General features: G+C 68.6%; 15 protein-coding genes. 6 read left to right on the top strand and 9 right to left on the bottom strand.

The window, feature by feature from the left end; all coding sequences use genetic code 11:
• Window positions 1-80 precede the first annotated feature (80 nt).
• A complete protein-coding gene (locus AMK34_RS36230; RefSeq protein ID WP_073848425.1) occupies window positions 81-2180 on the top strand; it encodes an MMPL family transporter in 2100 nt (699 codons plus the stop codon).
• An 84-nt stretch (window positions 2181-2264) separates the two neighbouring features.
• On the opposite strand, the gene AMK34_RS36235 is transcribed toward AMK34_RS36230, so the two are convergent.
• Both AMK34_RS36235 and AMK34_RS36240 read right to left on the bottom strand, forming a co-directional pair.
• On the bottom strand, window positions 2265-4436 hold the full coding sequence (locus tag AMK34_RS36235) for a 3-hydroxyacyl-CoA dehydrogenase NAD-binding domain-containing protein (RefSeq protein ID WP_073848348.1): 2172 nt from the start codon (window positions 4434-4436) through the stop codon (window positions 2265-2267).
• A 10-nt stretch (window positions 4437-4446) separates the two neighbouring features.
• A complete protein-coding gene (locus tag AMK34_RS36240) occupies window positions 4447-5658 on the bottom strand; it encodes an acetyl-CoA C-acetyltransferase (protein WP_038508740.1) in 1212 nt (403 codons plus the stop codon).
• 145 nt (window positions 5659-5803) lie between these two features.
• Here AMK34_RS36240 and AMK34_RS36245 point away from each other — a divergent pair, with 145 nt between their 5' ends.
• The 5 genes from AMK34_RS36245 (at window position 5804) to AMK34_RS36265 (ending at window position 12249) form a co-directional block, all read left to right on the top strand.
• Window positions 5804-6991, top strand: a complete 1188-nt coding sequence (locus tag AMK34_RS36245) for a TetR/AcrR family transcriptional regulator (RefSeq protein ID WP_038508738.1) — start codon at window positions 5804-5806, stop codon at window positions 6989-6991.
• Window positions 6992-7036: 45 nt separating this feature from the next.
• The gene (locus AMK34_RS36250; protein ID WP_073848349.1) at window positions 7037-8254 is read left to right on the top strand and encodes a low temperature requirement protein A; all 1218 of its coding nucleotides are present in this window, start codon (window positions 7037-7039) and stop codon (window positions 8252-8254) included.
• Window positions 8255-8364: 110 nt separating this feature from the next.
• Window positions 8365-9660 carry an acyl-CoA dehydrogenase family protein gene (locus AMK34_RS36255; RefSeq protein ID WP_073848350.1) on the top strand — a complete coding sequence of 432 codons (1296 nt, stop codon included), beginning with the start codon at window positions 8365-8367 and terminating at the stop codon, window positions 9658-9660.
• Window positions 9661-9678: 18 nt separating this feature from the next.
• A complete protein-coding gene (locus tag AMK34_RS36260; protein ID WP_016337016.1) occupies window positions 9679-10887 on the top strand; it encodes an acyl-CoA dehydrogenase family protein in 1209 nt (402 codons plus the stop codon).
• A 354-nt stretch (window positions 10888-11241) separates the two neighbouring features.
• On the top strand, window positions 11242-12249 hold the full coding sequence (locus AMK34_RS36265; RefSeq protein WP_073848426.1) for an MASE1 domain-containing protein: 1008 nt from the start codon (window positions 11242-11244) through the stop codon (window positions 12247-12249).
• On the opposite strand, the gene AMK34_RS36270 is transcribed toward AMK34_RS36265, so the two are convergent.
• The 7 genes from AMK34_RS36270 to AMK34_RS36300 form a co-directional block, all read right to left on the bottom strand.
• The gene (locus tag AMK34_RS36270; RefSeq protein WP_073848351.1) at window positions 12213-13268 is read right to left on the bottom strand and encodes an alpha/beta fold hydrolase; all 1056 of its coding nucleotides are present in this window, start codon (window positions 13266-13268) and stop codon (window positions 12213-12215) included. The genes AMK34_RS36265 and AMK34_RS36270 overlap by 37 nt on opposite strands.
• Before the next feature lie 117 nt (window positions 13269-13385).
• Window positions 13386-14249, bottom strand: coding sequence for an SDR family oxidoreductase (locus tag AMK34_RS36275; RefSeq protein ID WP_038508730.1), 864 nt, complete (start codon window positions 14247-14249; stop codon window positions 13386-13388).
• 86 nt (window positions 14250-14335) lie between these two features.
• Complete coding sequence (locus AMK34_RS36280; protein WP_038508728.1) at window positions 14336-14842, bottom strand: GNAT family N-acetyltransferase; 507 nt, start codon at window positions 14840-14842, stop codon at window positions 14336-14338.
• Window positions 14843-14851: 9 nt separating this feature from the next.
• The gene (gene map, locus AMK34_RS36285; protein WP_038508726.1) at window positions 14852-15619 is read right to left on the bottom strand and encodes a type I methionyl aminopeptidase; all 768 of its coding nucleotides are present in this window, start codon (window positions 15617-15619) and stop codon (window positions 14852-14854) included.
• Between the two features lie 43 nt (window positions 15620-15662).
• Window positions 15663-16817, bottom strand: a complete 1155-nt coding sequence (locus AMK34_RS36290) for an acyl-CoA dehydrogenase family protein (protein ID WP_037306689.1) — start codon at window positions 16815-16817, stop codon at window positions 15663-15665.
• Window positions 16814-18799 carry an acetyl/propionyl/methylcrotonyl-CoA carboxylase subunit alpha gene (locus AMK34_RS36295; RefSeq protein WP_073848352.1) on the bottom strand — a complete coding sequence of 662 codons (1986 nt, stop codon included), beginning with the start codon at window positions 18797-18799 and terminating at the stop codon, window positions 16814-16816. Before AMK34_RS36295 ends, AMK34_RS36290 begins: the two co-directional genes overlap by 4 nt.
• 2 nt (window positions 18800-18801) lie before the next feature.
• On the bottom strand, window positions 18802-20415 hold the full coding sequence (locus AMK34_RS36300; RefSeq protein WP_038508722.1) for a carboxyl transferase domain-containing protein: 1614 nt from the start codon (window positions 20413-20415) through the stop codon (window positions 18802-18804).
• Between the last annotated feature and the right edge of the window lie 125 nt (window positions 20416-20540).

The following is a 20540-nucleotide window of genomic DNA, read 5'->3' on the forward strand; positions in this document are numbered from 1 at the left end:
TAGGGGTACCCAGAAGTTGCGGCCCGAGTGCCCGCCCGGGCCCGACGATATGCGGCCGGGAAAAGCCGATGCTTTCCGCCATGGACACCATCACTCTTTCCGAGAGGCGGCCTGGGGGCGGTCTCTCGAAGCTGGCGGGCTGGTCTCAGCGCCACCGCTGGCTCGCCGTTTCGCTCTGGCTGCTCACCCTCGTCGGTGTCACGCTGGGCTCGCAGCTGGCGGGCAGCGCCTACCACGACGACCATTCCCTGCCGGGTACCGAATCCCAGCAGATCTTGGACCTGTTCAAAGCGCAGGCCCCCGCTCAGACCGGCGCGACGGCCGAAATCGTCTTTCAGACCGAGGGGGGACTCGCGACCGCACGCGGGCCGATCGACACGATGCTCGCCGAAGTCCGGAACCAGCCGCACGTGAAGTCGGTGACGAGCCCGTTCGACACCCCTTCGGCCATCTCACGTGAGGGCACGATCGGTTACGCGGCGGTCGCTTTCGACCTGGAGTCGAAAGATCTGCCGTACGACGACATCGTGCGCGTCGTCGACACCGCGAAGAAGGCGGAGACCGCCGCGCTCCAGGTCGAACTCGGTGGCGAACCGATCAAGCGGACCAGCGGGGGCGGCGGCCCGTCGGAGGGTGTCGGGCTGCTCGCCGCGCTGGTGATCCTCGTCTTCCTGTTCCGCTCGATCCTCGCCGCCGGGCTCCCGGTGATCACGGCGATTTTCGCCGTCGGCAGCACACTCGGCGTGATCGTGCTCGTCAGCAGGTTCGTCGACATCGCGAGCTACACGGCGCCGTTGATGATGCTGGTCGGCTTCGGCGTCGGCGTGGACTACGCGCTGCTCATCTTTTCCCGCTATCGCGGCGAAATCCTCGGCGGTCTCGACCGCGAACAGGCGGCGCGGCGGGCGCTGGACACCGCGGGCCGGTCGGTGCTGTTCGCCGGCGGCACGGTGATCATCGCGCTGCTCGGCCTTCTCGCACTCGGGCTCGGTTCGCTGCGCGGGGTGGCTCTCGCGGTCGCGCTCACGGTGCTCGTGACGATGCTCGCCTCGATCACCCTGCTGCCCGCGCTGCTCTCGCTTTTCGGGCGCCGCCTGGAAAAGGGCATCCGCAAGCACGCCGCGAAACGCGAGCACGGCAAGGCGTGGGGCAAGCTCGGGGACGCGGTGCAGCGACGGCCGATGGTGCCGCTCGCGATCGGGCTGCTCGTCCTCGTCGGGCTTTCCTTGCCCGCGCTGGGAATGCGCCTCGGATTCGCCGACGCGGGCACCGACCCGGAGACGTCGACCACCCGGCAGGCTTACGACCTGATGGCGGAGGGTTTCGGCCCCGGGTTCAGCGAGCCGTTGATCGTGGTCACCGAGAACGGCGATGGTGCCGCTCTGCAACGGAAACTCGAGGCCACACCGGGAATCGCCGAGGTGACGCCGCCGATGGGCCAGGGTGTCACGACGGTTCTCGCCTTCCCCACGTCTTCGCCGCAGGACGCCGCGACCGCCGATCTGGTCGAACGGCTGCGGACCGAGGTTCTGCCGGGCTTGCCGGGCAAGTACCTGGTCGGCGGAAGTGTGGCGGCCGCGGTCGACTTCGCGGACGCCGTCGGCGACCGGTTGCCGCTGTTCGTGCTGGTGGTCGTCGGCTTGTCGGCGTTGCTGCTGATGGTCGTCTTCCGCTCGATCCTGATCCCGCTCAAGGCGGCCGTGCTGAACCTGCTGAGCATCGGCGCCGCGCTCGGCGTGATGACGGCGGTGTTCGGCGACGGCCTGTTCGGGGCACAGGCGGGACCGATCGAAGCGTTCGTGCCGGTGCTGATCTTCGCGATCGTGTTCGGGCTTTCCATGGACTACGAGGTGTTCCTGGTGTCCCGGATGCACGAGGAGTGGCGGCGTACCGGCGACGCGCGTCATGCCGTCCGCGAAGGGCTCGCCTCCACCGGTGGGGTGATCACGGCCGCGGCGGCGATCATGATCGTGGTGTTCGGCGCGTTCCTGCTCAATCCCGACCGGATGCTGGCGCAGTTCGGTCTCGGGCTGGCGGTGGCGGTGCTGGTGGACGCGTTCGTGATCCGCTGTCTCGTGGTGCCCGCGGTGATGCGGCTGCTCGGGGAACGCGCCTGGTGGCTGCCGCGGTGGCTGGACCGGCGGTTGCCGCACGTGGCGCTGGAACCGTCGTCGCGCTAGCCCCCGGATGCAATGAACGGTCCTTTCCTTGCGAAATTCGCAAGGAAAGGACCGTTCCTAGCACGTTAAGCGGGCGAAGCGGCCTTATTCGTAGATCTCGCCCTTCGCGGCCTTCTCGACCAGCGAAGCGGGCGGGGTGAAGTGGTCGCCGTAGCGCTCCGCGAGCTCACGCGCGCGGTCGACGAAGCCCTGCAGTCCACCCTCGTACTGGTTGATGTACTGGATGACACCACCGGTCCACGCCGGGAAGCCGATACCGAAGATCGAGCCGATGTTGGCGTCGGCGACGGTGGTGAGCACGCCTTCGTCGAAGCACTTCACGGTCTCGAGCGCCTCGGCGAACAGCATGCGCTCCTTGAGGTCCTCGAAGGGAACCTCGGCGCTGCCCGACTTGAACGCGTCGCGCAGGCCCGGCCAGAGACCGGTCCGCTTGCCCAACTCGTCGTAGTCGTAGAAGCCCGACCCGGTGGAACGACCCTTGCGGTCGAACTCCTCCACCATCCGGTCGATGACGCCCTCGGACGCGTGCGCGTTCCAGGTGCCGCCGGCGGCCTCGATCGCTTCGCGGGTCTCCTTGCGGATCTTGCGCGGCAGCGTCAGGGTCAGCTCGTCCATCAGCTGCAGCGGCGGGGCCGGGTACCCGGCCTGCGAACCGGCCTGCTCGATCGACGCCGGCTCGACACCCTCGCCCAGCGCGGCCACGGCCTCGTTGAGGAACGTGCCGATGACGCGCGAGGTGAAGAAGCCGCGGCTGTCGTTGACGACGATCGGGGTCTTCTTGATCTGCAGCGTGTAGTCGAAGACCTTCGCCAGCGTGGCGGGCGAGGTCTTCTCACCGCAGATGATCTCGACCAGCGGCATCTTGTCCACCGGCGAGAAGAAGTGGATCCCGATGAAGTCCTCGGTCCGCTGGACGCCCTCGGCGAGCGCGGTGATCGGCAGCGTGGAGGTGTTGGAACCGAGCACGGCGTCGGGGTTGACGATGCCCTCGATCTCCTGGAACACCTTGTGCTTCAGCTCGACGCTCTCGAAGACGGCCTCGATCACGAAGTCGACGCCGGCGAAGTCCTCCGCCTTGTCGGTCGGCTTGATCTTGGCGAGCAGCGCGTCGGACTTCTCCTGCGTGGTCTTGCCGCGGGAGAGAGCCTTCTCCTCCAGCTTGACCGCGTAGCCCTTGCCCTTTTCGGCGCCTTCGAGGGTGACGTCCTTGAGCACGACGTCGATGCCGGCCTTCGCCGAGACGTACGCGATCGCGGCGCCCATCATGCCCGCGCCGACGACGCCGACCTTCTTGGCGGTGTACTTCTCGAAGCCGTCCGGACGGGAGCCGCCGGAGTTGATGCTCTGCAGGTCGAAGAAGAACGCCTTCGTCATGTTCTTCGAGACCTGGCCGGTGGCGAGGCTGATGAAGTAGCGGGTCTCGACGGTGATCGCGGTGTCGAAGTCGACCTGCGAGCCCTCGATGGCCGCGGCCAGGATCGCCCGCGGGGCCGGCATGTTGGCGCCCTTGATCTGCTTGCGCAGGTTCGCCGGGAACGCGGGCAGGTTCGCCGCGAAGCTCGGGTTCGACGGGGTGCCGCCCGGGATCTTGTAGCCCTTGACGTCCCACGGCTGCACGCCGCCCTCGGGGTTGGCCTTGATCCACGCCTTCGCGGCCGGGACCAGTTCCTCGACGGTGCCGACGAGCTCGTGCACGAGGCCGAGCTCCTTGGCCTTGGCCGGGCGGTGACGCTGGCCCTGCAGCAGCACGTTCAGCAGCGCGCTCTGGATGCCCAGCAGGCGCACGGTGCGGACCACGCCACCGCCGCCGGGAAGCAGGCCGAGGGTGACCTCGGGGAGGCCGATCTGGCTGCCCTTGACGTCGGCCGCGATGCGGTGGTGCGTCGCGAGCGCGAGTTCGAGGCCGCCACCGAGCGCGGCGCCGTTGATGGCGGCCACGACCGGCTTGCCCAGCTGCTCGAGCCGGCGCATCTGGCCCTTCATCAGGGAGCTGCTCTGGGTGATCTCGGCGGCGTGCTCCGGCTTGGCCTGGATCAGGTCGTTGAGGTCACCACCGGCGAAGAAGGTCTTCTTGGCCGAGGTGAGGACGACACCGGTGATGTTGTCCTTCTCCGCCTCCAGGCGGTCCACGACGACGCCGAGCGACTCGCGGAAGTCGGCGTTCATCGTGTTGGCGGACTGCTTCGGGTCGTCCAGGGTGAGCACGACGATGCCGTCGGCGTCCTGCTCCCAGCGGATGGTCTTCGCTTCAGTCATTGTCTCTTCCTCAGACCCGCTCGATGATGGTCGCGACGCCCATGCCGCCGCCGATGCACAGGGTGACCAGGGCGCGGCGCGCCTGACGACGCTCCAGCTCGTCGACGACGGTGCCGACCAGCATCGCGCCGGTGGCGCCCAGCGGGTGCCCCATCGCGATGGCGCCGCCGTTGACGTTGACCTTCTCCTCGTCGAGGTGCAGGTCCTTGATCCACTTGAGGACGACCGAGGCGAAGGCCTCGTTCAGCTCCCACAGGTCGATGTCGTCCGGGGTGAGGCCGGCGATCTTGAGGACCTTCTCGGTGGCCGGGGTCGGGCCGGTGAGCATGATCGTGGGCTCGGAGCCGACGGTCGCGGTGGCCACGATGCGGGCGCGCGGGGTCAGGCCGAAGTCCTTGCCGATCTGCTCGTTGCCGACCAGGACGACGGCGGCGCCGTCGACGATGCCGGACGAGTTGCCGCCGGTGTGGACGTGGTCGATCTTCTCCACCGAGTGGTACTTCTGCAGCGCGACGGCGTCGAAGCCACCCAGCTCGCCGATACCGGCGAAGGCGGGCTTGAGCTTGCCGAGGCCCTCGACGGTGCTACCGGGGCGACGGTGCTCGTCGTGGTCGAGGATCGTGACGCCGTTGATGTCCTTCACCGGGACGACGGACTTCGCGAAGTAGCCGCCGGACCAGGCCGCTTCGGCCTTTTCCTGCGAACGCACGGCCCACGCGTCGACGTCCTCGCGGGAGAAGCCCTCGATGGTCGCGATCAGGTCGGCGCCGGTGCCCTGCGGGACGATGTAGTTGTCGTAGGCGGTGGCGGGGTCCATGAACAGCGCGCCGCCGTCGGAGCCCATCGGCACGCGCGACATCGACTCGACGCCACCGGCGATGATCAGCTGGTCCCAGCCGGAGCGCACCTTCTGCGCGGCGGTGTTGGTGGCTTCGAGGCCAGAGGCGCAGAAGCGGTTCAGCTGCACACCGGCTACCGACTCGGGAAGACCCGCGTTCAAGGCGGCGGTGCGCGCGATCACGGCGCCCTGCTCGCCGACCGGGGACACGACGCCGAGGACGATGTCGTCGATCACGGCGGGGTCGAGGTTCGGGTGCCGGACCTTCAGCTCTTCGATGAGGCCGACCACGAGATCGACCGGCTTGGTGCCGTGGAGGGCACCGCCCTTGTTCTTGCCGCGAGGCGTACGGATCGCCTCGTAGATGTAGGCCTCGCTACTCACAGAAAAACTCCTCCGCGTACGGCGCTGTATCAGGATCAAACGTACCGGCCAGTAGCCATGCTAATGCCGATTAACATAAACCGCGATAACCCCATGGTGTCAATGGGTTGCGATGCACGCAACCGGCGCTATCGTGGGTTCACCTATGGATCACCCGACCGAGCGTTCACCCCGACCGCGCGACCGCAAGGCCCAGCTGGCAGGCCTCGCCGCGGAGCTCTTTCGCGCCCGTGGGTTCCACGGCGTCGGCATCAACGACATCGCCGCCGCGGCCGGGATCACCGGGCCCGCGCTGTACCGGCATTTCGCGGACAAGCAGGCCGTGCTGTCCTACGTCGTGCTGTCCGGCATCGACGACATGGAGGCGGCCACCACCGAGACGCTCGCCGACGGTCTTCCCGTTCCCGCCCAGGTCAACGCCCTGTTGGGCACCCTCGCCGCACAGGCGGTGGAGCGACGTGAGGTCGCCGCGCTGTGGCGCTGGGAGGGCAGGCATCTGCCCCGGGAGGAACGGCGCGAGATCCGCCGCCGGTCCGGCGCGGTGCTCGAGGCGTGGTCCAAGGCGCTGCGCGCGTTGCGTCCGGAACTGACCGCCGACGACGCCGAGCTGCTGTGCTGGGCGGGGCTGAGCGTGTTCGGCAGTGTCTCCGTGCATCACACGTCCGTGGCGAAGAAACGCTTCGCGCAGATCCTCGTGCAGCTGGCGGAGTCGGTGCTGCATGTCACACTCCCCGAACCCGAGGAGACGCCGGAGGAGACGCCGTCGATGGCGCTCGGCGAGCCGTCCCGCCGCGAACAGATCCTCGCCGCCGCGACCGAGCTGTTCGGGCAACGCGGTTTCCGCTCGGTGAGCATGGAGGAGATCGGCGCGGCGGCCGGGATCGCCGGTCCCAGCGTGTACCGGCACTTCCCCAGCAAGGCCGCGCTGATGGTGGCGATCGGGCATCGAGCGGCCGACCGGCTGGCACTCGCCGCGGAACGCGCGCTGCGCACCGACGACGAACGCGACGCGCTCCGCAGGCTGGCGGCGTCCTATGTGCACACCCTGCTGCGCACGCCCGAGCTGCTGGTGTCCTTCTCCGGCAGCCCCATGGAGCTGCCGGAACGCGACAAGGCGGACCTGATCCGGGTCCAGCGTGACTACGTCGCGCGCTGGATCGCGCTGACGTCGGAAGTCCACCCGGAACTGAGCCTGCGCGAAGTGAAGATCACCGTGCACGCGGCGCTGACCATCGCGAACGACCTCGCGCGCACCCGGCGGGTCAACGGCCGCCCGAACATCGAGGCCGAGCTGACCGCACTGACGCACGCCGTCCTGAAAGTCAGCTCTTAGCAAACTCACGTGTCCCGCAAAGGCAAGCGGTGCACGATATGCGGCGTGCCCACGAAACGCGGCCTGCATCTGGTGACCCGGGACGAAGACCACAAGGTCACCACGCTGGAGCTCTTCTTCGACCTGGTCTTCGTCTACGCCATCACCCAGACCACGCAGCTGATGGCCGATCACCTCAGCCCGCTCGGCATCGGACAGGGCGTGGCGATGATCGCCGTGCTCTGGTGGTGCTGGTGCGCCTACGCCTGGCTGGCCAACACCCTGCACGTCGACCGCGGTATCGCCCAGCTCGCGATGTTCGCCGCGATGGGGACGATGTTCCTGGTCTCGCTGACCATCCCGGAGGCGTTCACCGACCTGCCCGGCGGCCTGTACGCGCCGCTGATGTTCGTCGGCTGCTACTTCCTCGTGCGGCTGCTGCATCTCACCGCGTACTTCGGCGCCGCCCGGACCGATCCGGAGCTGCGCAAGGTCGTCCTGACGATGTTCGTCGGGCTGCTGCCGAGCGTCGCGCTGCTGACCGTCGCGGCGTTCTTCTCGGGCTGGGTGCAGCTCGGTATCTGGGCGGTCGCACTGCTCGCCGACTACGTCAACGTCTTCCGGACCCGCTCCTCGGACTGGCGGCTGCACCAGCCCGGCCATTTCGCCGAGCGGTTCGGGCTGATCGTGATCATCGCGCTCGGCGAGTCGATCGTGGCGATCGGCATCGGGATCAGCTCGTACCCCATGTCCTGGCCGATCACGCTGGCCGCCGTCTTCGGGCTCACGCTCGCCTCGGCGATGTGGTGGATGTACTTCGCCGTCGTCGCGCACGTTTCCGAACACAACCTGAAACGCGCCGACGGCGTCGAGCGGGTGCGGATCGGGACGGACACGTACACGTTCCTGCACCTCCCGCTGATCGCCGGGATCGTGCTCGTGGCGCTGGGGCTGAAGAAGTCGCTGCTGTACGTGTCCGACACCGAGCACCACAGCCTTTCCGACGGCCTGCACGGGACGCCGATCTGGGCGCTGACCGGCGGGCTCGCGCTCTATCTGATCGCGTTGAGCGGGCTGCGGAAGCGGAACTTGGGCTCGTGGAACGGGCAACGGCTGGTGCTCGCGGTGGTCCTGCTGGCGGCGACGCCGTTGCTGGAACTGGTGCCGGCGATCGTGCTGGTCGGCGTCGTGGCGGTGGCCGCGGTCGCGCTGGTGCTGTTCGAGAGGCGCAAGCTCGTGAGTAATCCGGGACTCCTCCACCCCCGGAATCACTCATCGGCGTGACGTTCGCCTCCCCCGTGGTAGCGCATCCGCCCGAGGGGAGTTAACCTACTCACGAGTAGGTAAGCGAGGCAGGGAGACTCACCGTGGGTGCGCCTAGGAAACGAGACGCGATGGGCCTTGGCCTGTCCGCGCTCACCCGGCTGGCCGGGAGCAAGGTCATTGAACGGGCCGGACTTCGGAAGCCCGTGCAGAACCTGGTCAGTGCCGGGACGCGCAACGGCTTCCGGGTCGCGGGCGCGGCGGGACGGACCTTCAAATCCGCCCAGAAGCTCGGCAAGCCCGCGCGGCTCGCGCCGGCCGAGGACACGGGACTGTTCGACCTCACCCCGAGTGAGGATCAGCAGCTCATCGTCGAGACCGTGACGGAGTTCGCGGCCGAGCAGCTGCGGCCCGCCGCGGCCGACGCCGACGCGAAGCTCCAGGCCCCCGAGGGTCTGCTGAGCCGCGCCGCCGAACTCGGCATCACGCTCGTCGGCATCCCCGAGGAGCTGGGCGGCGTCGGCACCGAGCGGTCGGTGGTCACGAACGCGCTGGTCGCCGAGGCCCTCGCGCACGGCGACCTGGGGCTCGCGGTCGCGGTGCTCGCGCCGTCCGCGGTCAGCACCGCGCTGGTGTCCTACGGCGACGAGCAGCAGCAGGCGGACTACCTGCCCGCGTTCGTCGGCGAGAACGTCCCGGCCGCGGCGCTCGCGCTGCAGGAGCGCACCGCGCTGTTCGACCCGTTCAAGCCCGCCACGAAGGCCCGCCGCACGCCGAAGGGCTACCAGCTCGACGGCGTGAAGTCGCTGGTCCCGCGGGCCGCGGACGCCGAGCTGTTCATCGTGTCGGCCGACCTCGAAGGCCGTGGCCCGGCGCTGTTCCTCGTCGAGTCTTCGAACTCCGGCGTCACCATCGAGTCCGAACCGGCGATGGGCCTGCGCGGCGCGGCGACCGGGAAACTGCACCTGGAGAAGGTCGCCCTGCCCGCCGGAGCGCTGCTCGGCGGCGGCAAGGCCGAGGTCTTCACCGAGGTCGTCCGGCTCTCGCGCCTCGGCTGGGCCGCGCTGGCCGCCGGGACCGCGAAGGCCGTCCTCGACTACGTGGTGCCGTATGTCAACGAGCGCAAGGCGTTCGGCGAACCGGTGAGTCACCGGCAGGCCGTCGCGTTCTCGGTGGCCGACATCGCCATCGAGCTGGAAGGACTGCGGCTGGTCGCGCTCCGCGCCGCCGCCCGCGCCGAACAGGGCAAGCCGTACGCCCGCGAGGTCGCGCTGGCCCGGAAACTGGCCACCGACAAGGGAATGCAGATCGGCAGCGCCGGGGTGCAGCTGCTCGGCGGACACGGGTTCGTCAAGGAGCACCCGGTCGAGCGCTGGTACCGCGACCTCCGTGCGATCGGCGTCATGGAAGGCGCCGTCCTTCTCTAGGACTTTCGAAAGGCAATCATGATCAACCTTGAGGTTCCGAAGAAGGCCGGCACCCTGATCAACCAGGCGTACCAGGCCGCGGCCGAGGTGTTCCGGCCGATCTCGCGCAAGTACGACCGCGCCGAGCACACCTACCCGGCCGAACTCGACATGTTCGCCGCGCTGCTGGACGGGCTGAACTCCTCCGGCGAGGGCGGCGCGGGCGCGGCGGGGGTCCGCCGGTCCGAGAAGAACGAAAAACCGGGCAACCGCAACGGTTCCAACCTCAACATCGTGCTCGGCACGATCGAGATGTGCTGGGGCGACGTCGGTCTGCTGCTGTCCATGCCGCGCCAAGGGCTCGGCAACGCCGCCATCGGCTCGGTCGCCACCGACGAGCAGCTCAAGAAGTTCTCCGGGCTGTGGGCCGCGATGGCGATCACCGAACCGGACTGCGGCTCGGACTCCGCCGCGATCACCGCGACCGCGCGTCTCGACGGCGACGAGTACGTGATCAACGGCGAGAAGATCTTCGTGACCGCGGGCGAGCGCGCCGACGCCGTCGTCGTCTGGGCCACCCTGGACAAGACGAAGGGCCGCGCGGCGATCAAGTCGTTCGTCGTCGAGAAGGGCACGCCCGGTTTCGAGGTGGTGCGCGTCGAGCACAAACTCGGCATCCGCGCCTCCGACACCGCCGTGCTGCGCTTCGAGAACGTCCGCGTGCCGAAGGAGAATCTCCTCGGTACGCCGGAGATCGACACCGCCAAGGGTTTCGCGGGGGTCATGCAGACCTTCGACAACACCCGCCCGCTGGTCGCCGCGATGGCCATCGGTGTCGCCCGCGCGGCGCTGGAGGAGACCCGGAAGATCCTCACCGACGCCGGGGTGACCATCGACTACGACAAGCCCGTCCACAGTCAGCACGCGGCGGCCGCCACGTTCCTGCAGCTGGAGGCGGACTACGAGTCGGCGTACCTGCTGACCATGGAGTCGGCGTGGATGGCCGACAACCGCAAGCCGAACTCGTTGCAGGCCTCGATGGCCAAGGCGAAGGCGGGCCGGTCGGTCGTCGAGATCACGCTGAAATGCGTCGAGCTGGCCGGAACCTTGGGCTATACCGAGGAATCGCTGCTGGAGAAGTGGAGCCGGGACGCGAAGATCCTGGACATCTTCGAAGGCACGCAACAGATCCAGCAGCTGATCGTGGCGCGCCGGATCCTGGGCAAGACGAGCGCGGAGCTCAAGTAAGGCGCGAGGCTCGCATGACCGGGTGCCTACCGCGACCAGGGGTTGCGAAAGCCACTTTCGCAACGTTGAAGGTTGCGAAAGTGGCTTTCGCAACGTCGGCCGTGGCCGGGCGCGGGAACGCCGTGGCGATCATGTCGCGAAAGCCACTTTCGGGACATCAGACGTCGCGAAAGTGGCTTTCGCGACACACCGCCACAAACCGTGAGCCTGAGACCGGCAGCACCCGGTAGCCATGGCGGCAACCGTCCTTGCCACCCACGAGCCCGTTTATTTCCACCATTTCGACAACACCTTCGTGGTGACCTGGCAGAGGTACTCTCGAACTTTCCTTTGCCCGCGAAGGCCGGAGTCGCGATGAGACCGCTTCCCCCTGCGGCACGCTGGTGTCTCATCGTCCTCGGTGTCACGGTCTGCTACTTCGCCACCGCCCAGATCGGGATCCAGTGGGCGATCGTGCGGGAACAGATCTCACCGCTGTGGCCCGCCGCAGGGGTCGCGCTGGCCACGCCGATGCTGCTGGGCCCGCGGTTCTGGCCGGGGATCTTCCTCGGCGCGCTCCTGACGAACATCGCCCTCGGGCCGTCCCTCGGCACGGTCCTGGTGATCTCCGCAGGCAACACGGCCGGCCCGATGCTGGCGTACGCGGCGATGCGGCGGCTGGGTTTCCGCAACGAACTCGACCGGCTTCCCGACGCCGTCCTCCTGGTGGTGGTCGGGGCGATCGGGGGCACGGCCGTCAGCGCCGTCATGGGCACCGGCGTGCTGGTCTTCGGTGGCGCGCTGAGCCCCGGCGATTTCTGGGCGACCGCGCTCGTGTGGTGGACCGGCGACGCGATGGGTGTCCTGACGATCACGCCGCTCCTGCTTCTCGCGCCGAGGTTCCGCATGCCCAAGCGGGTTCCGCTCATCCGCTGGGGCGAGGCGGCGGCACTCGCGCTCTTCGGTCTCGGCACGGCCGCCCTCGCGTCCACGACGACGCCGAAGCTGTTCGTGGTCTTCCCCGTGCTCATCTGGGCGGCGCTGCGCTTCCGGCAAGCCGGAGCGCTGCTGTGTTCCTTGTGCGTCTGTACGGTCACGATCTTCGCCGCGATCCGGGGGCTCGGCCCCTACGGTTCTTACGAGCTGGCGACCAGGATGCTGCACGTCCAGGCCTACGACGCCACCGTCGGGCTCACCGCGCTGACGTTGTCCACGATCGTCCTGCAACGCGACCGCGCGACGGCCGAGATCACCGACGCCTGGCGCCAGATCACCGAAATGGTGGACATGATCGCGCCACGCCAGTCCTTGCGCAGCGCCATCACCCAGCACACCGACGACGAGGCTCAGGCGGCCTGCGCGTCGAGGAAACGGTCGAGGTAGCGCCACGTCGTCCCGCGGGCCTTCCGGCCGGTGAGGACGCCCAGGTGCCCGCCGGGCGCGGTCTCGAAGGTCACCGACGGCGAGTTGTCCAGCAGCTCGGTGAGCCGTTCGACGGCGGCACGCGGGGCGATCGTGTCGTTCTGTCCGGCGATGACCAGCGTCGGCACCTTCACCCCGGACAGCGCGATGATGCGGCCGTTGAGGTCGACCGTGCCCTCGGCGAGATCGTTGGCGCGGAAGAACCGGTGGTAGATCTGGCCGAATGTCCGCCCGGGGTAGGCGATCATGTTGTCCATGAAATGGTCGACGGCCTCGATCTGCGCCAGATAGTCCCGGTCGTCGAGATTCTTCAGGATGGCAAGCGGTTTGGTGATCTCCTTGCTGATCCCGGTCGCCCGGAAGACGCGGCTGACCAAATAGGACGGTGCGCCGCCGAGCGCCCGGTAGAACGGGGTCAGCAGGTGGCCGCCGGTGAGATCCACCAGCGGGCGGAACGGGGCGATCAGCGGGATCGCGGTGAAGTCGAACGGCGACGCGATGGTGGCGATCGACTCGATCGGCAGATCGGGCTGGTCGGCGGTGGTCAGCAGGGAGAAGATCCCGCCGAGGCACCAGGCGACGACGTGCACGCCCTGGCCGCCGGAGTCCTCGCTGACCTTGCGGATCGCGCGCGGGAGCACCTCCTCGATCCAGTGCTCGATACCGAGGCGCCGGTCGGAGAAGGCGACGTTCCCGTAGTCGACCAGGTACGTGTTGCGGCCGCCCTCGACCAGATGCTCGGCGAGGCTGCAGCCGCGGCGCAGGTCGAAGCACAGCGCGGGCGCGGCCAGCGGCGGCACCAGCAGCACCGGCGGGCCTTCCTGGGGTCCCTTGCCGTTGGTCAGCCGGTACAGCGAACGATTCGGGCCCAGGTCGATCAGGACGCGCGGCACCGGGCGAAGATCCGCGACACCACCGTGCAGCACCTTCCCGACGACGTTCGACGCGGCGGCGGCGAGCCGTGCCGGGGGTGTGGCCATGGTGTGCCTCCTGGGGAATCAACGCGGTAAGACGTAATCTTGCCGCTTGGGGGCGCACGACTCAACACCGCCGCCGTCACAGGCCGTCCATTTCGGACGGTCGCTAGGCCGTCCGAGTTAAGAATCAGCGCCCTTTTCCGCCGCCGGGGCACTCCGCGCGGCCCGCGATTCGTACTCCGCGCGAGCGGAGGAATGCGTTGCGGAGGACAGAATCTTGTCTCCGCCGAGCGCACGGAGCAGCCCTTCGCCGAGACGACGCGGAAGCAGACGTGTGATCCTGCCCATGGCGTCCAACGATGCGGGAACGAAGACGTCGAACTTGGGGCGGCGCAACGCATCGACAATGGCCTGCGCCACATCTTCGGGTTGCACCGATTTGAAGAACTTCGCCTCGCCGAGCCCGCTGGCCAGTTCCGTGCGCACCACGGCCGGCATCACGCAGGACACCAGCACGCCGGTTCCGTGCAATTCCAGATGCACCGATTCCGACAAACCGACGACGGCGTGTTTCGTCGCGCAGTAGGTCGCCGCGCCGGGGAATCCGGCCTTCCCCGCCATCGAGGCGATGTTGACGATGTGGCCGGTGCCACGCGGGCGCATTCGTTTCACGGCTTCCCTGGTGCCGTGGATGACCGCGTGCAGGTTGATTTCGAGCAGCCTGCGAGTGGCCGCGTCGTCCTCTTCGTCGAGCGGCGCGAGCGGCATGATGCCCGCGTTGTTGATCAGCACGTCGATCGGGCCGACGCGCCGCTCGACCTCGTCGAGGAACTCGGTGAAGCCCTTCGTGTCGGTGACGTCGAGCGGCAGCGCCTCGGCACCCAGCTCGGCCGCGGTCTTCTCGGCGAGGACCTGGTCCAGGTCGCCGATGACCACCTTGGCGCCGAGCCGGGACAGCGCCGTCGCGGTACTCGCCCCGATGCCCTGCGCCGCTCCGGTGATCACGACGACCTTGCCCGCCAGGGAACGTTCACGCTTGGCCATGCCGGTCTCCTCTGCGACTTCATTGTCCGGGGCACTGTTGGCGATGTGTCAACTATGGTGCACCGGAAGCTGCGACGACGCCAGTCCTACGGACGTTGCTCGAAAACCTGCCCGATCCAGCCCTTGACGTCGAAACGTTCCGTCGGCTTGAAGCCCTGGCTCTCGTAGTAGCGCTGCAAGTCGCCGTCGCCACCGGCCCAGCAGTCGACCCGCACCAGCCCGATACCGCGTTCCCGCGCCTCGGCCAGCGCGAACTCGATGAGCCGCGAGCCGACCCGGTGCCCGGTGAACCGGCGCGAGGTCAGCAGCAGGCCGATGTAGATCTCCGGCTCGTCGACCGGCGATACATGCGGGAACCGGTCCCCGAGGATGATCGCCCCGGCCACCTCGCCGTCGATCTCGGCGAGGTACAGCCCCGGCCCGTCGGCCATCCCGCGGACCCGTTCGACCCGTTTCGGGATCGTGGACCACGGCTCGGTCCCCCACTGCCCTTCACTGCCGCGCGAGGCGAGCCACGCGACGACCTCGTCGAACATGTCCAGCAACGTTTGGAAATCCCCAGAACCACCCTGGCGGATGATGAAGTCGCTCATCCTTCCGTTCTACAACATCGTCAGGACACGCGGACCTTCTGTGGTGATCGCGACGGTGTGCTCGACGTGCGCGGCCCTGGCGCCGCGGACGGTGCGCAGTGTCCAGCCGTCGTCGTCGGTCCGGTAGGCGTCGCGGCCGTCGGCGATGAGCATCGGCTCGATCGCCAGCACCAGCCCCGGCTGGAGACGCATGCCGCGCCCCGGCCTGCCCTCGTTCGGCAGATGCGGGTCTTCGTGCATGCTGCGCCCGATCCCGTGGCCGCCGTGATGCGCGAGGAGGCCGTAGCCCGCTTCGCGACCGACGGTGCCGACAGCGTGGGAGATGTCGCCCATTTTGCCGCCGGCCTGCGCGGCGGCGATCCCCGCGGCCAGCGCGCGCTCGGTGGTCGCGATGAGTTCGAGGTCGGCGGGATCGGCCTCGCCGACGACGTAGCTGATCGCCGCGTCGCCGTGCCAGCCGTCGATGTAGGCGCCGGCGTCGATGCTGACCAGGTCGCCGTCACGCAGACGGTAGTCCGACGGGATGCCGTGGACCACGGCGTCGTTGACGCTCGCGCAGATCACGGCGGGGAACGGGGTCGGCGCGGAATGCGGGCGATAGTGGAGGAACGACGGTTTCGCGCCGGCGTCCCTGATCACCTGCGCGGCGATCTCGTCCAGCTCTTTCAGGCTCACGCCGATCGCCGACGCCTCTTTCGCCGCTTGCAACGTCTGCGCCACGACACGGCCGGACTCGCGCATGGCGTCCAGCTCGGCGGCGGATTTCAACTCGACCATGCCGATAACTATACCGGTATAGTTATCGGCATGGTCAAGGGTGTCAGGCCACGCCGAGGTGCCGCGCGATCAGCATGCGCTGCACCTCCGAGGTTCCCTCCCCGATCTCCAGGATCTTCGCGTCGCGGTAGAAGCGGCTCACCGGGAACTCGTTCATGAAGCCGTACCCGCCGAAGATCTGCGTCGCGTCGCGCGAGTTGTCCATGGCGGCGTTCGACGCGACGAGCTTCGCGATCGACGCCTCCTTCTTGAACGGCTCACCGCGCAGCATCTTCGACGCCGCCGCGTAGTACGCCAGCCGCGCGGTGTGCGTGCGCACCTCCATGTCGGCGATCTTGAACTGGATCGCCTGGTACTCACCGATCTTGTGCCCGAACGCCTCGCGTTCCTTGACGTACCGCAGGCATTCGTCGACGCAGCCCTGCGCGAGCCCGACGCTCAGCGCGGCGATCGCGACCCGGCCTTCATCCAAAATGGACAGGAACTGGGCGTAGCCGCGGCCGCGTTCGCCGACCAGGTTCTCGGCCGGGACGCGGACGTCGTCGAACGAGAGCTCGTGCGTGTCCGAGCAGTTCCAGCCGACCTTGGAGTACTTCGGCGCGACGGCGAAGCCCGGCGTGCCGGACGGGACGATGATCGCCGAGATCTCCTTGCGCCCGTTCTCCTTCACGTCGGTGACGGCGGTGACCGTGACCAGCTTCGTGATGTCGGTGCCGGAGTTGGTGATGAACGACTTGCTGCCGTTGATCACCCAGGTGTCGCCGTCGAGTTTCGCCCGCGTGCGGGTGGCGCCCGCGTCCGAGCCGCCGCCGGGCTCGGTGAGCCCGAAGGCGCCGAGCGCGGTACCGGCGCACAGCTCCGGAAGCCACTTCTCCTTCTGTTCCTCGGTGCCGAACCGGTAGATCGGCATTGCCCCCAGGGAAACACCCGCCTCGACGGTGATCGCGACCGAGGAATCGACGCGCGCCAATTCCTCCAGGGTCAGGCAGAGCGCGAAGTAGTCGCCGCCCATGCCGCCGTACTCCTCGGGGAACGGCAGGCCGAACAGCCCCATCTCGGCCATCTTCGCGACGATCTCGTACGGGAACTCCTCCCGTTCGTAGAGGTCGCCGATGACCGGGGCGACCTCGGAGCGCGCGAACTCCTCGACCGTCTTGCGCAGCGCCTCGTACTCGTCATCCAGCCGAAAGTCGATCATCGCTCATCCTTTTGGGGTGTCACCACGGCTACCGTCTCGTCCAGCGCGACCTGTTGGCCCGCGCGGACGGGGAGTTCGCTGACCACGCCGTCGATCGGCGCGGTGATCGTGTGCTCCATCTTCATCGCCTCGACGACCACGAGCGGGGTCCCGGCGGTCACCACGTCACCGGCGGCGGCCTTGACCACGAGCACGGTCCCGGGCATCGGGCTGGTGACCGGTCCGGCGCCGCCCGCGGCACCGGCGGCGGACCGCAGCCGTTCACGCTCGCCGATGGCGAAGCTGTGCCCGTCACGCGCGAGCCACACCGTCCGCCCGCTCCCGGCCGAGTGCCGGTAACGGTGGAAACCGGTGGGATGCCGGACTTCCAGGAGATCGCCGAGGCGTCGGGCGGACACCCTCACCGGCTCGGCGCCGTCCACGCTGACGAGCGCGTTGGCCGGAGTGCCCTGAACGCGCACCACGGCTTCGGAGCTTCCCGACTTCAGCGCGAAGTCGATCCCGCCCGAACCGCCGAGCCGCCAGCCGTCCGGGACGTCCCACGGATCGACGACGTCTCCCTGCGGCTGCAGGGAAAGCAGCCGGTCGAGCGCCGCCGCCACGAAGAACTCCGGCGGCACCTCTTCGGAGACCAAAGTGGACAGCCGGCGGTCGACGAGGCCGGTGTCGAGCTTGCCATCACGGACGTCATCGTCGGCCAGAAGCCCGCGCAGGAAGGCGACGTTGGTACCGAGGCCGAGCAACGCGGTGTCCGCCAGCGCCAGATCGAGCCGGTGCAACGCGGCCGCGCGGTCCGGGCCCCAGGCGATGACCTTGGCCAGCATCGGGTCGTAGTTCGAACCGATGACCGCGCCCTCGCTCATCCACGAGTCGACGCGCACGCCCTCGCCGGACGGCTCGTGGACCGCGAGCACGGTGCCACCCGTCGGGATGAAACCGCGGGCGGGATCTTCTGCGTAGACACGGGCTTCGACGGCGTGGCCGTCCAGCCGGACGTCGTCCTGCGCCACGGTGAGCACGTCACCGGCGGCGATCTTGACCTGCCACTCCACGAGATCGAGCCCGGTCACCAATTCGGTCACCGGATGCTCGACCTGCAGCCGGGTGTTCATCTCCATGAAGAAGAACTCGTCGGGCGCGGTGGCCGAAACGATGAACTCGACCGTCCCCGCGCCGACGTACCCGACCGAACGCGCGGCCTCGACGGCGGACGCGCCCATCTTCGCGCGCGTGGCTTCGTCGAGGAGCACGGACGGCGCCTCTTCGATGATCTTCTGGTGCCGCCGCTGCAGGCTGCACTCACGCTCGCCGAGGTGGATCACGTTGCCGTGCGTGTCGGCGAGCACTTGGATCTCGATGTGGCGCGGTGTGGTGACGAACCGCTCCATGAGCAGGGTGTCGTCACCGAAGGAACCCTTGGCCTCACGGCGAGCGGACTCGACGGCGGCGTCCAATTCGGACAGTTCGGTGACGAGTCGCATCCCCTTGCCGCCACCACCGGCGGACGGCTTGAGCAGCAGCGGAAACCCGACCTTCTCGGCGGCGGCCGCGAAACCGCCCTCGGGAATGTCCACATCGGACGCACCGGGCACGACCGGGACACCGGCCTTGGAGACCGTGGCCTTGGCGCGGATCTTGTCGCCCATGGCGTCGATGGCCGCGACCGGCGGACCGATGAAGACCAGACCCGCCTCGGCGCACGCGCGGGCGAATTCCGCGTTCTCCGCGAGGAAGCCGTAGCCGGGGTGGACCGCCTGCGCGCCGGTGTCGAGCGCCGCCTGGACGATCGCGGGAATGGACAGATAGCTCTTCGCCGCTTCGGCCGGGCCGATGCGGACAGCCGTATGCGCCTCCCGGACGTGCCGGGCGTCGGCGTCCGCGTCGCTGTAAACCGCGACCGAACGGATGCCGAGCCCCTGCAGCGAGCGGATCACGCGGACCGCGATCTCCCCGCGGTTGGCGACCAGAACCGTGTCGAACATGCTCACATCCTGAAGACGCCGTAGTTGACATCGGACAAAGGCGCGTTGGCCGTCGCCGACAGCGCGAGGCCGAGCACCGTGCGGGTGTCCGCCGGGTCGATCACGCCGTCGTCCCACAGCCGCGCCGTCGAGTAGTACGGGCTCCCCTGCGCCTCGTACTGGTCGCGGATCGGCTCCTTGAAGGCCTCTTCGTCCTCAGCGGACCATTCGCCGCCACGTGCCTCGATGGCGTCGCGGCGGACCGTGGACAGCACCGACGCCGCCTGCTCGCCGCCCATCACCGAGATCCGCGCATTCGGCCACATCCACAGGAACCGCGGCGAGTACGCGCGGCCGCACATCGAATAGTTGCCGGCGCCGAACGAGCCGCCGATGACGACGGTCAGCTTCGGCACCCGCGCGCAGGCCACCGCGGTGACCATCTTCGCGCCGTGCTTGGCGATACCGCCCGCCTCGTAGGCGCGGCCGACCATGAAACCGGTGATGTTCTGCAGGAACAGCAGCGGGATCGAGCGTTTGTCGCACAGCTCGATGAAATGCGCGCCCTTCATCGCGGACTCGGCGAACAGCACGCCGTTGTTCGCGATGATGCCGACGGGGTGGCCGTGGATCCGGGCGAACCCGGTGACCAGCGTCGAGCCGTACTCCTTCTTGAACTCGCCGAACCGGCTGCCGTCGACGATCCGCGCGATGACCTCGCGGACGTCGTAGGGGACGCGCGGGTCGGTCGGGACGACGCCGTACAGCTCGTTCGGGTCGGCGACCGGGGCCTCCGTCGGGAGGACGTCCCACGGGCGCGGCGTACGCGGGCCCAAGGTCGACACGATCGAGCGAACGATGCGCAAGGCGTCGGCGTCGTCCTCGGCCAGATGGTCGGTGACACCGGACTGACGCGAGTGGACGTCGCCGCCGCCGAGTTCCTCGGCCGTGACGACCTCGCCCGTCGCGGCCTTCACCAGCGGCGGGCCGCCGAGGAAGATGGTGCCCTGGTTCCGCACGATGACCGCTTCGTCGCTCATCGCCGGGACGTACGCGCCGCCCGCCGTGCAGGAGCCGAGCACCGCGGCGATCTGCGGGATACCGCGCGCGGACATCGTGGCCTGGTTGAAGAAGATCCGGCCGAAGTGCTCACGATCCGGGAAGACCTCGTCCTGCCTCGGCAGGAACGCGCCGCCGGAGTCCACCAGGTAGACGCACGGCAGGTTGTTGTGCAGCGCGACCTCTTGCGCGCGCAGGTGCTTCTTGACCGTCATCGGGTAGTACGTGCCGCCCTTGACCGTCGCGTCGTTGGCGACGATCACGCATTCGCGGCCCGAGACCCGCCCGATCCCGGTGATGATCCCGGCCGACGGCGCCTCGTCGTCGTACAGTCCGGTGGCGGCCAGCGGGGACAGCTCCAGGAACGGCGAACCCGGGTCGAGGAGGGTGTCGACCCGGTCGCGTGGCAGGAGTTTGCCCCGCTCGACGTGGCGGGTGCGGGATTTCTCCGGGCCCCCGAGCCGGGCGGCGGCGAGCCGCTTGCGCAGGTCTTCGACCAGCTCGGCGTGGGAGGTGACGCTGCGGGCGTACTCGTCGCTGCCCGGATCGGCAGAAGTGCTCAGTACGGGTGTGTCCATGGCTCCTCGTCGCCAAGTTAGCCGTCGTTAACTCGCGTGCACAGGTTAACGCCCACTAACGTCGCTTGTCCACCGCACCCCGGAAGTACGTGAAGGCCCCCTTCACTGCGCTAGACGCAATGAAG

Source organism: Amycolatopsis sp. CB00013, assembly GCF_001905755.1.
GTDB lineage: Bacteria > Actinomycetota > Actinomycetes > Mycobacteriales > Pseudonocardiaceae > Amycolatopsis > Amycolatopsis japonica.